Genomic DNA, 12,898 nt, shown 5'->3' on the forward strand with positions numbered 1-12,898 from the left:
AAATGACCAATCATCTGGCAATGACAACATGTAAGCAAGCAAACCTTTTGCTTTTCAGCTGAAGCGAGTGTCTTTCAGAAACCCTTTGTCTAATACAACATAATTCTCCTTGTTATGAACCCTAAATATTGCCATAATGTCCCACCTTTTGTTTTATAAGTACTTTGAGTCATTCATTAACTTATATCTGATTTGACACAAAAGAAGGGACAAATATTTAGAGTCTATTATTCCTCGGCATCATTACGTGGCATCCGCCAGAGGCTTTAACTTCTTAGCTTAATAAGGCAAAAAAAACAGGACATGCTACAATAGCACGTCCTGTTTTTCCCTTTTTATGGTCTTTTTCAACGTTTTATTTATATAACTCTTTATAAATAACTACTTTTAGGGCCGTTATTTCTTCATCTGTTAATTTACCTTCCATTTCTTGAATGACCTGTTCTTTCGTCATTGAACCATTTTGTACTTTTACTCTTATATTATTAAGCTCCGAAATCCCAACTTTTTGAATAATTACTTTTGTAGCCTCTTCTTTTGTTGTAAACGGCAATTTGCTGCTGTCTGCAGTTTTAGCCTCTTCCATAAATGATTTTAGTTGAGGGTCACGTTCAATCGTATTTTTAATTTCATCCATTTGTCCGCTTTGCTCTAATTCTGTTGAAATAGTATCAACAACCTTATCGGATGCATACTTCATACCATAATGATAAACCCCATAACCAATAACACCAATGAAAATTACAATGATCAGAAGGAATTTAATAAATCTCATACTCTCACACTCCTTAATTCTAAACATAATAATACTATATAGTGTGGAAAGATGAGAAATGATAACCTAATAAAAACTTTCACAATATTATCCTTTTTTAACATATCCAACAAACAAACACAAAGAGCATGAAAAGGATTAATTAAGTTTGACACGACATTGAGCTCAATCCTGACAAGCAAATTAACCTTCTACTATTTCTTTAAATTCTTTTCCCTTTTGGACGTATGTGTCGATTGATAACTGGATTAACTCGATGTCTTTATCTTGTAGCTGACGTACGACTTTCCCTGGTGAACCAACGACTAATGAACGAGGTGGGATTTTTGAGCCTTGTGTAATAAGTGTGTTTGCCCCAATAATGCATTCTTCCCCAATTTCAGCATGATCTAAAATAACAGAACCCATACCAACAATCGAGCGGCGACCAATTTTACAACCATGTAAAACAACTTGATGACCTACTGTTACTTCATCTTCTACAATAACTGGAGCCCCTTCATATAAATGAATGGTTGAATTATCTTGGATACTACAACGTTTTCCGATGGTAATACGATCTTCATCTCCGCGTAGTACAGCGTTAAACCAAATAGACGATTGTTCACCAACCGTAACATCTCCAATAATATACGTGCCTGGCGCCTGAAATACTGATTCATGAACATTTGGCTTCTTTAAAGCGTATGTAATCTCCATAAAAATCACCCTTTCAATCATCGGAATATTTTGCTAAAATTTAGTATAACATATTTTAAACGGAGGTGCTATATTTGAATCAATTATGTTCTGTATTAGCAATAAAATACCCTATTATCCAAGGGGGAATGGGTAATATCAGTAGTCCTAAACTCGTGGCAGCTGTATCGAATGCAGGTGGCTTAGGGACAATCGGCTGTGGAACAATGACACCGACCGAAGTTGAAGAACGCATAGTTGCAACGAAGCAACTAACGCAAAAACCATTTGCCCTCAATGTGCCAATCAATGTTAATCCTTATACAAAGGAATTATTGCAATTAGCTATTACACATAAAGTACCGGTCGTTTCTTTATCGGCAGGTAATCCAACTTTATATATAGAGAAATTGCATACACATCATATTCGAGTTATCGCTGTTGTAGCCTCTGTTAAACATGCTATTAAGGCCGAGCGAGGCGGAGCAGACGTGATTGTTGCTGAGGGTTATGAAGCTGCTGGAATTAACTCCGATTTAGAATTGACAACCTTTACGCTAATCCCTCAAGTAGTCGATGCGGTTTCTGTACCTGTTGTAGCAGCAGGTGGTGTTGGTGATGGTCGCGGATTAGCAGCTGCGTTAATGCTTGGAGCGGCTGGTGTTCAGATGGGAACTCGCTTTATTGCTACACAGGAAATGCCGGTACATCAGACTTATAAACAAAGACTAATTGATGCAACTGATGTGGAAACGGTCATTCTAGGACGTTCGGTTGGACAAGTTCGCCGTGTGTTATGTTCCCCTTTCACCTTTTCGCTTCTCGCTGATGAAGCAAGAGGTATAACACTTGCTGACTATCAAGAACGTACTTCCGAAACCTATCATATAAAAGGTGCTATGGAAGGAAATGAACAAGGCGGTTTTATGAATAGCGGTCAAATCGCAGGGATTATTCAAGACTTACCGACCGTTATGACTCTTATCGAGACTATGATGGATGATGCTCGGCAATGTTTAAATCGGACATTATTGAATACATTCCAAGACTCAGTTAGGGGTGTTCAATTATGACAACTATGATCGACTTAAAGCGAGTGATTGATGGAGAAATTGAACCACCAGCATGTGATAAAACATTAGGTATTCATGTAAAAACGGCTATTGCCGGTAAAGCCGTTTGCACTTGGAACATCGATGAACGCTTTTTAAATGGGCATCAAGTCGTCATGGGAGGATTTATCACTTCTGCAGCAGATATTACGATGGCCTATTCGATGGCTTCAATATTAGAAAGTAATCAAGGGTTTGCGTCGATCAATTTGCAAACAGCATTTTTACGACCACTTCACACCGGAACGGCTACGGTTGAATCAACAATTGTCAAGCAAGGCCGAAAAACATGCTATGTGGAAGCAACCGTTTCTCAAAATGGACAATATGCTGCCAAAATAACATCTTCTATCATGATCCTCTAAATGAATACGTTCTCGTAGTGTTGAAAAAAATAGTCGGGAAAATATTTGTAAAGATTGTCGCGCTTTCATAAGAGTGATTTCCGCCCCAGGCTTTCCCTTTACTATGGGCTTATTTCAAAAGTGAACACTATGAGTTGCCGAAGTTTCTTTATTTCACTATAAATTAGAGGAACATGCCTGAAGATTCATGCGAAAGATCAGTGGTTGATTGGAGTGAAGGCTTGGCGACTCCTTGGGGATCAACAATAGGGAACGAAGGCTAAAATCATCACGTCCTGTGATTACGCCTTCGTGACCAACATCGTGTTGGCCCGAAACCCTGCGGCGAAGAGGCTCATCAGACGCCCCTAAGAGGCTTTGCTCCGTGCGAAAGCAAAGCGGCAGCAACAATGTTTTCTGTGCGAAAGCGCAGTGTGACGAAGCGACAGCTACAAATGTTTTTTCTGTGCGAAAGCGAAGCGGCAGCAACAAATGTTTTCTGTAGCGAAAGCAAAGCGGCAGCTACAAAGCGCCCAGCCGGAACGGAAAATCAACTCCTCGTTTGCTGAAAAAACTATATTTTAACATAGAAAAAGCTTATCCATAAATATGGACAAGCTCTTTTTTCATTCTTAATTATCTGCATGGAATATTTCTTCAAAGAAACGGCATGATGGGCCTTCCAATAAATTATAATATTCTTGGAATAATAGTGCAGCATGATTTCCACTCCACATAGGCGGTAATAATTCTTGTGGCAGTCCTGGATCGATAAATAAAAATTTACGGTATTCATGAACAAGATTTGTACGCTCTACAAAACACTCAGCATCCGACATTTCTTGTCTAGAGATTGCACTTTGATGAATAATATATTGCTTACTATATTGATCCATAAACTGCTCATAACGCGCCTCAATCTCAGCCAACGACCAGCTTTTTTCGATTAGTGCTTCATGATCATGAGGGCCAATGTATTCAGCTGTAAAAAAGTCTACATGATTCGCAATATCATATTTTTGAATGAGGAGTTTAACTTCTTCTTCTAAATTATTCGGGGATATCCAACAACCATTCGAAAAGGACCCAAATCCACTCCATAAGAGCTCTTTACGTAATTCATCTCGAATTTGTCGCTTATCTTCTGGAATAGAGTACATTAATAGTCTCCATTTCCCATCCCACTGAGTCGGTTTTAACTTGAAAATACGATTTGCCGCCTCTTGCATTCGTATTTCACCGCGTTTTGTTAAAAAATAAAAACTACGATTCCCCCGTTTTTCTGATTGCAGCCATCCTTGTTTAACCATTCTAGATACAGATACGCGTACATTTTGCTCTGTGTGACCGAATTCTTTTAATAAACGAATCAAACTACCGATCCAAATTTTTGAACCGTAACGCATAATATAATCGCCATAGAGCGTAAAAATCATAGACTGTGTATTTGCACCCATTCTCTCCCTCTACTTTCTAACTCATTTTCCCTGAAATACAGGTTGCCGTTTCTCACTGAACGCCTGTAAAGCTTCGAGACGATCTTCTGTCGGAATGACTAACTCATATGCTTTTGATTCGATCGCAAGACCCGTTTGTAGATCGGTATTCATTCCTTGCGTAATAGCATATTTTGCTTGACGAACAGCGACAGGGCCATTTTGCATAATTCGCATTGCGAGTGATTCACATTCGTCCAACAACGCCTCCTGTGGCACTGCTTTTAAAATGATGCCTAGAGCTTCTGCCTCTGTAGCGGTAATTTTCGTGGCTGTTAAAATCATTTCTTTTGCCTTCATTTCACCGATTAATCGTGGTAATCGCTGCGTACCACCTGCACCAGGAATTATTGCCCAGCTTGTTTCAGTTAGTCCGAGTAGTGCCTCGTTAACTGCAATCGCAAAATCACATGCCAATAACCATTCAAATCCACCACCTAATGCATGCCCATTCACTGCTGCAATAGTTGGTTGTGGTAAATTTGCTATACTATTAAACACGTCTCGAATTGCTCGTACGTTTCGACGTACTTCTTGCGTTGTTAATGTTTTTCGCTCTTTTAAATCAGCCCCCGCACTAAATGCCTTTTCGCCAGCACCTGTAAAAATGACAGCGCGGACATCCTCATCTATATGTAATTCATCTACTACTTGTTGCAGTTGAGATAAAGTATCATAATTGAAACAATTTAACACCTCTGGGCGATTAATTGTTACATATGCAATATAATTTTCTATTCTAAATGAAATACTTTTCATTTGCAAACTCTCCTTTTCTATTCGATTGTTTCAAAAAAAACGGCACATCGATTGTGCCGTTTCATGTTGTTGAAAACTTTTATGTTAATATTAAAAAGTGTATTGATTAACCATTAATTCGAAGAGGCTGATTTCCGCTATGGGCTACTCGATTTGTAGCTGCCGCTTTGCTTTCGCTACAGAAAACATTTGTTGCTGCCGCTTCGCTTTCGCACAGAAAACACCTGTTGTTGCATATTCGTTTAAATATTATGACATGCCAGAAAATACATGTTAGGTGATATGGGTGATTGGAGTGGAGGCTGGGCGACTCCTTGGGGATCAGCGTCACAGATGAGACCCTGGAGCGAGCACCGCGAGTGAAGCGGCTCATCGGACGCCCCTAGGAAGCTTTGCTCTGTGCGAAAGCGTAGTGCTAACGTAGCGGCAGCAACAAAGCGCCCAGCCGGAACGGAAATCACCCCCTTCGTGTCGCAAAAAATCATACTTTCATTTAATTGGACACTTTAATATCATTCAATATTTTCAATAATCGTCGCAATTCCTTGCCCGACACCAATACACATGGAAGCAAGGCCATATTGTACTTTTTGTTTTTTCATTTCGTAAAGCAATGTAGTCACTATTCGGGCACCGCTTGCACCTAGTGGATGACCAAATGCAATAGCGCCTCCGTTGACATTAACTTGTGCTGGATTCAGTTCAAGCTGCTTAATGGATTCTATTGCTTGAGAAGCAAACGCTTCATTTATTTCATATAAACCAATGTCATTTGTTGTTAGGCCTGCACGTTGTAATGCTTTTTTTGAAGAATAAATAGGACCTAAACCCATAACAGCAGGCTCTAAGCCTGTAACAGCACCTGTTATATATCGTGCTAATGGTGTTATACCTAACTCTTTTGCTTTTTCAGCACTCATTAATAATAATGCCGAGGCACCATCATTCACACCAGAAGCATTACCAGCTGTCACAGTCCCATTTTCAAAAATAGGTCTTAGTTTAGCAAGTGCTTCTAAGGATGTATCGGGGCGTGGATGTTCATCAGTATCCACGATAATTTCATGTCCTTTTCTATCTTTCACGTACACAGGCACGATTTCTTCAGCGAAACGCTTTGTGGCAAGCGCTTTTTTCGCACGTTGTTGGCTTTCAAATGCAAAAGCATCTTGTTCTTGGCGACTTATATTAAAACGTTTGGCTACGTTCTCAGCAGTTTGGGGCATTGTATCCACTCCATACATGCTTTGCAATTTTGGGTTCGTAAAACGCCAGCCGATCGTTGTATCAAACATCTTTTGATCGCCCCTCGGATAATCCACTTCCGGTTTCCCCATGACAAACGGTGCACGTGTCATACTTTCCGTACCACCGGCGATAAAAATATCGCCCTCACCACTCTTAATAGCTCGAGCTGCAAAATGTATAGCATCCATGCCTGAACCACAAAGGCGATTAATAGTAGTTCCCCCGACCTCTATTGGTAGCTCAGCAAGTAATGCAGCCATACGGGCGACGTTTCGATTATCTTCTCCTGCTTGGTTGGCATTTCCGAAAATAATATCCTCAATTTGTTGGACTGGCACTTTTGGGTTACGCTCGATAAGCGCCTTTATGACAGTCGCAGCTAAGTCATCCGGCCGAACAGTTTTTAATGCACCTTTATAACGACCAATTGGTGTACGAACAGCATCTACAATTACGACTTCAGTCATTTTTTCACCACCTCTTTTTGCTCGCTATAGTCATATACCCCTTTCCCACTCTTTCGGCCTAGACGTCCAGCTTGTACATATTGTTCGAGCAGTGGTGCTGGGCGGTATTTTTCACCGAGCTTTTCATGTAAATATCGTAAATTATTCAGACGTACATCAAGACCGACTAAATCGACCAATTCGAACGGTCCCATCGGATAATTTAAGCCCAGTTTAATAGCTTTATCGATGTCTTCAGGACTACCTAAGCCTTCCTGTAACATATAAAATGCTTCATTCCCAACGAGTGCACTAATACGGCTTGTAACAAAACCTGGGAATTCATTGATGACGACCGTTTGTTTGCCCATTTGTTCAGCAATATCGCAAATGGTTTTGACTGTTTCATCACTAGTTTCTAAACCTTTAATAATCTCCACGAGCTCCATTTTATGCACAGGATTAAAAAAGTGCATCGCAATCGTTTGTTCAGGTCGTTTTGCATAAGAAGCGATTTCTGTTGGACTCATCGTTGAAGTATTTGTGGCAAATAAACAGTGGGGTGAAGCAAACTGTTCCATCTGCTCGAAGACAGCTCGTTTAATGCCCCTTTTTTCTGGTACGGCTTCAATGATTAAGTCTGCTTCATTTGCGACAGTAGCTAAATCTGTCACATAAGTCAGACGTAATGATGCTTCTTGTACTTGTTGCGCTGTTAATTTTCCGCGTACAACAGATTTTTCGAAAATGGATGTAATGTCATTTTGCGCATTTTGTAATGCCTGTTCGTTAATGTCTATAATAGCTGTATCAAAGCCACTGATTGCGCTAACATAGGCAATGCCGCGCCCCATAACCCCTGACCCGATGACAATAATTTTTTTCATGAAAGCAACCTCCTTATTGTGAAAACCACATACGACGAGTGAAAATATCTCATCGCATATGGTTTTGGTGGTGGTTAGACGCCTAGTGGATTTAGTGGGCGGCTACCATAATATGAAATGATACTTTTCGTCTCCGTATATAAATCTAATGTTTCGATGCATAGCTCACGTCCGAAACCAGATTGTTTATACCCGCCAAACGGGGTACCTGGCATTGCGGAGAATGGGCAATTGACCATTACGATTCCTGCTTGGATTTGATTCGCAACACGAGTAGCACGTGCCCCATCTTTAGACCAAACTGCTGAGCCTAAACCAAACTCTGAATCATTTGCTAATCGAATCGCTTCTTTTTCATCGCTAAATGGCATAACAACAACTACTGGACCAAATATTTCTTCACGCACAACTTTCATGGATTGCGTTACGTCTGTAATAATAGTTGGTTCATACCAGAAACCATTTTCAAAGCCCTCTACAGCCGCCACTTTGCCACCTGTTACAATGGTTGCGCCCTCTTCAACGGCAGATTTCACATAGCCATCGATCGTATTTAATTGATCTTGGTCGATAATTGCCCCCATGTGAGTACCTTTATCGAACGGATCACCTAGTTTAATTGCTTTTGTTTTAGCAACAAATTTCTCTAAAAACTCATCATAAACGTCTTTGTGCACGTATAAGCGTGAACGTGCCTCGCAAGATTGCCCTGAGTTATAGAAAATGCCGTACAGTGAACCATCTACCGCCGCATCAATATCAGCATCTTCAAACACTAGATTTGGTGATTTCCCGCCTAGCTCTAATGTAACACGCTTTAATGTTTGAGAAGCTTTTTCCATAATTCCTTTACCGACTGGTGTGGAACCTGTGAAGGCCACTTTATCGACTTGCTGATGCTCCACTAAGTAATTCCCTACATCTTTACCTGAACCAGGAATGATATTGACAACTCCTGCTGGCACACCTGCTTCTAAGCAAATTTCACCTAACACGATCGCTGTTAATGGCGTTAAAGAAGCTGGTTTCACAATAACGGAACAACCAACAGCAATGGCTGGGGCAATTTTCCAAGCAGCCATCATAAGTGGGTAATTCCAAGGAACAATTTGTGCACATACTCCTACAGGCTCTTTTTCTGTGTAATTATGAAATTGACCTGGCATATTATTTACGGCTCCACGATGACCTACAATCGCACCTGCGTAAAATTCGAAATCTTCTATTGCTTGGTTTACTTGGCCTTGCGCAGTACCAAGAGATTTCCCTGTATCAAGCATCTCAAGCTCTACGATTTCATTAAAGCGAGAGCGCATAATAGCAGCAATCTTATGGAGAACTTGTGCACGACGATTAACAGGATATTGCTTCCACTTTCCGAAATCAAATGCTTGGCGAGCTGCTTGCACTGCACGCTCTGCATCTTCCTGTGAAGCTTTTGCAACAGTTGCTACGACTTCACCTGTCGCAGGATTAATCGTTTGGAATGTCTCACCATTACTGCTCTCTACCTTTTCACCGTTAATAATTAAATGATAAAAATCGCGTTTCCCTATTACTTTCTCTTGTACTTGTTGTGTCATTATCATTCACTCCTTTTTATTGTCCATTAAATTGAGGCTGTCTTTTTTCCGCAAATGCTTTCATACCTTCTTGATGATCATCTGTCGCTCCGGCAATACTTTGGCTTTGTGCTTCGTAAACAAGGAAGTCTTCGAACTTTAAGTGTTCTGCTGCCTTAATATTACGTTTAATAAGGCCGATTGCTTTTGTCGGTAACTGGACAATCTGTTGCGCAAATGAATGAACGTCATCTTCAAATGTTTCATCGTTATAGACAGCAGTTGTTAAACCTAATTGTTTGGCTTCCTCTGCTTTAATACGTTGACCGAGCACAGAAATTTCAAGTGCTTTAGCATCGCCAACTAATCGTTTTAAGTAGTATAAATTACCAGAATCAGGAATTAACCCTACATGGATAAAGGCATTCATAAAGAAAGACTTTTTCGACATTACTCGAAAGTCGGCAGCAAGCGCTAAACTAAAGCCAGCACCTGCAGCTGCACCGTTGACAGCCGCAATAATTGGTTTTTCACAGCTATGTAACTGTTTAACCATCGGACCATAGTAATCTGTTAATATATCACCAAGCTTCAAATCTTCACCAATAGCTGAAAGATCTTGACCTGAACAAAATGCGCGTCCTTCACCACGAAGTACAATACAACGCACCTCATCATCTAATGATGCTTGTTTGACGGCAGTACGAATTTCATGATTCATCTGTGCAGTAAATGCATTTAATGTGTCGGGACGATTTAATGAAATATAGGCTACGGATTCTTTCAGTTCGTATTGTATAGTTTCAAACATAATTATCTCCCCTTAAAGTTCGGTTGACGTTTTTCAACAAATGCTTGCATGCCTTCTTTTTGATCTTCTGAAGAGAATAATAAATAGAAATTTTTCCGTTCAAACTGCATCCCTTCGTAGAGCGAGTAATCCACAGCTTTGTTGACAGCTTCTTTAATAAGACGTAAAGCGAGGGCAGGTTTTTGTGCGAGCATCGTCGCTGTTTTAAGTGTTTCTTCTATTAATATCTCTGGTTGCACAACCTTATTGATGATGCCATATGTGAGCGCTTCATCAGCAGTAATCCTTGCCGCGCTCCAAATCCATTCTAATGCTTTCGTTCGCCCTACTAATTTTGTTAAGCGCTGTGTACCACCCGCACCAGGCATAACGCCAAGGTTTATTTCAGGGAAGCTAAATTCTGTGCCCTCTGCGGCGATTAATACATCACAACAAAGGGCTAATTCAAAGCCACCTCCGAAAACGAATCCTTTAACACTACCGATAATAGGCTTTTTAATTTGCCCTAAGCGATCCCAATCAGCGAATTGATTTAATAGCTCTAAACGAACTGTATTGTCTGCCGCCATTTCATCAATATCTGCACCGGATGAAAAAGCTTTTCCATTTCCTGCTAAAACGATGATCCGTACGCCTTCGTCACGATCGAACAATTCCATCGCCTGCACAATTTCTCGTACCATCGCACGATTTAATGAATTATATTGGCGGGGACGGTTTAAGTGAATAAACCCTATCCCACTGTCAATCGTTACTTCAATAAATTCGAATGCTGTCATTATGCATCTTCACCGATGATTAATGTAACGATATCGCTCGCAAAGCTCATTAAATCTTTGCCAGATGCTTTCCCTTCTGGTGACCGTAGTCCATTTTTTAAATCTTCTGCGCTATCATATGTCATTTCACACATTAAGTAATAGGGTGTTTCCGTACCCATCGGCGTTGAATTAAATTTTGTTACTTTCATTTCACGTAAACCTGGTATTTTCGCAGTAATCGGTGTATGAACCTTTTCGTAATGCTCATCAAATGCCACTTTATCAACAGGATGTTTATATAACGCGATTAATTTTGCCATCTTAAAATACGCTCCTTTGTCTACATGGAAGTAGAAATTATTTTCATTGCTTCAAATGGATTTTTACAGCTTTTGCAATATAAAATACTGCGACAAGCTGTTGGGCCAAAAATATTTTCAAGCGTGACATAGGTAGAGCCACAGTACGGGCAATCTACATGCCAAGAGCCGTCTTCTGTTAAAAAACGAGGTGGTGGCGCAATACCAAATTTCTTTAGTCCTTGACGTCCCTTCTCTGTTACACGATCAGAAGTCCAGGTAGGATGATTCATAAACACGACACTCACTTCCCGAACGCCTTCTAATTGTTCGACTGTTTTTTTTATATTTTGTTGAATAATTGTCAATGCAGGACATCCTGAAAATGTTGGGAGCACTTCAATACGGATATGACCATCATTCACTTGCACACGCTCAATCATGCCAAGGTCAATAATACTGACCGTATCTATTTCAGGGTCCTTCACTGCCTCGAGTACTTCATAGATGTGCGCTTCGTGCAGACCCGTAGTTGTCATCGTGATCCTCCTTTTTTTTGCAATAGATCGTTACCAGCTTGCTACCAAATCAGATCGATATACCTCTGACATTGTTTCAATAGCCGAAGTTAAATCATCTGTATGTTGTCCGTTGCGACCATTGATAATCGGTTCTGGTAATACAGGTATTGCGATTTCTACAGCTTCAAAAGTGGGCGTTACAATGGCCAACCATCGTTCTTTTATGACCGCTTCTGATTCGATCAATTCATATGCAGTTATATGCGCGGCTGTGCTGCCCAATGACAATAAATCCCCACTATCTTTTATTACCTCTTGTAATGCTTTCATCATACGTGAACGTGATTCTTCTGTTGCTGTACATAATTGCGTAAACCACGTTGTCCAGTGCATCTGGTGATAATAAAGTTCCGTACTAATTTTCACAGCCACTTCTTTGAGGGGTGTATAGCTGCTCGCTTTGAGTGCATCAATCTTCGCTTTTTTCACCGTTGTATAGACAAAATTACGTGCTACAGCGTAGCCCCAATCATAATTCGGCGCATCTTTGTAGTACCCTTCCCCGTTCGGGCGTTCTACAAGAAGACTGTTAAACCGCTCCTCTTTTGGTCGGAGCTGCGCTAATGAATCTGCAGCGCCTTCGCCAAGCTCTGCTAAAAGCGTGTAATATAAGTTAGCGTGTCCCATTGTATCTTGTGTGATAGATGAGAATGCTACATCTTCCTCAATATGTGGCGCCAACCCAAGCCACTCAGAGCCACGATACGAAAATAAGTAATCATCATCCGCTAATTGATAAAGTACTGCAAGGACGGCCTTTTTATATTCAGGTTTTACTTCGTTAGTCATCTTTCTTCCCTCCCCCACCCCAAGATAGAATTTCTTTTTCGTCCAGCATAACTTGTTCATAGTGACGCCATTTTTTCTTTAAATAGCCATAGCCTTTTGTTGTACGGTAATCTTTATTGTCTAGTCGTTGCAGCGCTTGTTTATTATCTTGAGTTAAGCCGTGTAAATGTTTACGATTGACAACCCAAATGTCTACCACAGGCTCACGACGCATAAAGTTTTCCTGTGCCATAACTAACGCCATTTCTCCGTTCGGTGCTAAAAGACTAAATTGATGCTGGAAATGTGATGTTGGTGTTCGTTTACTAAATACTTCGAATTCTTGATAGAAAGATTGTTTTTCCACGATG

The 12,898-nt window shown here is 40.5% G+C and carries 15 protein-coding genes; 2 read left to right on the top strand and 13 right to left on the bottom strand.

Translation table 11 applies throughout. The features are described 5' to 3' along the window. Positions 1 to 355: 355 nt before the first annotated feature. Together ACIQZA_RS11860 and ACIQZA_RS11865 are read right to left on the bottom strand one after the other, a co-directional pair. A complete protein-coding gene (locus tag ACIQZA_RS11860; RefSeq protein WP_132358317.1) occupies positions 356 to 775 on the bottom strand; it encodes a hypothetical protein in 420 nt (139 codons plus the stop codon). Positions 776 to 958: 183 nt separating this feature from the next. Next, positions 959 to 1,474: a gamma carbonic anhydrase family protein gene (locus ACIQZA_RS11865; RefSeq protein ID WP_323655468.1), complete on the bottom strand. Its 516-nt coding sequence runs from the start codon at positions 1,472 to 1,474 to the stop codon at positions 959 to 961. Positions 1,475 to 1,548: 74 nt separating this feature from the next. On the opposite strand from ACIQZA_RS11865, the gene ACIQZA_RS11870 reads away from it, so the two are divergent. Beyond that, positions 1,549 to 2,526, top strand: coding sequence for an NAD(P)H-dependent flavin oxidoreductase (locus ACIQZA_RS11870; RefSeq protein ID WP_400933742.1), 978 nt, complete (start codon positions 1,549 to 1,551; stop codon positions 2,524 to 2,526). Then, positions 2,523 to 2,930 (top strand): PaaI family thioesterase, encoded by a 408-nt coding sequence (locus ACIQZA_RS11875; protein WP_402882674.1) that lies wholly within the window; start codon positions 2,523 to 2,525, stop codon positions 2,928 to 2,930. Before ACIQZA_RS11870 ends, ACIQZA_RS11875 begins: the two co-directional genes overlap by 4 nt. Before the next feature lie 611 nt (positions 2,931 to 3,541). Here the strand turns inward: ACIQZA_RS11875 and paaX are convergent. The 11 genes from paaX to paaB form a co-directional block, all read right to left on the bottom strand. Next, positions 3,542 to 4,366 carry a phenylacetic acid degradation operon negative regulatory protein PaaX gene (gene paaX, locus ACIQZA_RS11880; RefSeq protein WP_400933748.1) on the bottom strand — a complete coding sequence of 275 codons (825 nt, stop codon included), beginning with the start codon at positions 4,364 to 4,366 and terminating at the stop codon, positions 3,542 to 3,544. A gap of 21 nt (positions 4,367 to 4,387) precedes the next feature. Further along, on the bottom strand, positions 4,388 to 5,164 hold the full coding sequence (locus ACIQZA_RS11885; protein WP_400933751.1) for an enoyl-CoA hydratase-related protein: 777 nt from the start codon (positions 5,162 to 5,164) through the stop codon (positions 4,388 to 4,390). Positions 5,165 to 5,676: 512 nt separating this feature from the next. Beyond that, a complete protein-coding gene (locus ACIQZA_RS11890; RefSeq protein ID WP_402882677.1) occupies positions 5,677 to 6,879 on the bottom strand; it encodes an acetyl-CoA C-acyltransferase in 1,203 nt (400 codons plus the stop codon). Further along, on the bottom strand, positions 6,876 to 7,745 hold the full coding sequence (locus ACIQZA_RS11895; protein ID WP_402882680.1) for a 3-hydroxyacyl-CoA dehydrogenase: 870 nt from the start codon (positions 7,743 to 7,745) through the stop codon (positions 6,876 to 6,878). The genes ACIQZA_RS11890 and ACIQZA_RS11895 overlap by 4 nt, the downstream gene beginning before the upstream one ends. Positions 7,746 to 7,819: 74 nt before the next feature. Then, on the bottom strand, positions 7,820 to 9,328 hold the full coding sequence (locus tag ACIQZA_RS11900; protein ID WP_402882681.1) for an aldehyde dehydrogenase family protein: 1,509 nt from the start codon (positions 9,326 to 9,328) through the stop codon (positions 7,820 to 7,822). A 16-nt stretch (positions 9,329 to 9,344) separates the two neighbouring features. Next, positions 9,345 to 10,118, bottom strand: coding sequence for an enoyl-CoA hydratase-related protein (locus ACIQZA_RS11905; protein ID WP_402882682.1), 774 nt, complete (start codon positions 10,116 to 10,118; stop codon positions 9,345 to 9,347). A gap of 2 nt (positions 10,119 to 10,120) precedes the next feature. Continuing rightward, positions 10,121 to 10,897: an enoyl-CoA hydratase/isomerase family protein gene (locus ACIQZA_RS11910; RefSeq protein WP_132358339.1), complete on the bottom strand. Its 777-nt coding sequence runs from the start codon at positions 10,895 to 10,897 to the stop codon at positions 10,121 to 10,123. Further along, entirely contained in the window at positions 10,897 to 11,199 is a 303-nt protein-coding gene (locus ACIQZA_RS11915) for an EthD family reductase (protein ID WP_132358341.1), read from the bottom strand. Before ACIQZA_RS11915 ends, ACIQZA_RS11910 begins: the two co-directional genes overlap by 1 nt. A 20-nt stretch (positions 11,200 to 11,219) precedes the next feature. Beyond that, a complete protein-coding gene (paaD, locus tag ACIQZA_RS11920; RefSeq protein ID WP_402882685.1) occupies positions 11,220 to 11,717 on the bottom strand; it encodes a 1,2-phenylacetyl-CoA epoxidase subunit PaaD in 498 nt (165 codons plus the stop codon). Between the two features lie 30 nt (positions 11,718 to 11,747). Then, positions 11,748 to 12,548: a 1,2-phenylacetyl-CoA epoxidase subunit PaaC gene (gene paaC, locus ACIQZA_RS11925; RefSeq protein ID WP_402882687.1), complete on the bottom strand. Its 801-nt coding sequence runs from the start codon at positions 12,546 to 12,548 to the stop codon at positions 11,748 to 11,750. Continuing rightward, a complete protein-coding gene (gene paaB, locus ACIQZA_RS11930) occupies positions 12,541 to 12,894 on the bottom strand; it encodes a 1,2-phenylacetyl-CoA epoxidase subunit PaaB (protein WP_132358347.1) in 354 nt (117 codons plus the stop codon). Before paaB ends, paaC begins: the two co-directional genes overlap by 8 nt. Between the last annotated feature and the right edge of the window lie 4 nt (positions 12,895 to 12,898).

The organism is Lysinibacillus sp. NPDC096382 (assembly GCF_044762845.1).
GTDB lineage: Bacteria > Bacillota > Bacilli > Bacillales_A > Planococcaceae > Lysinibacillus.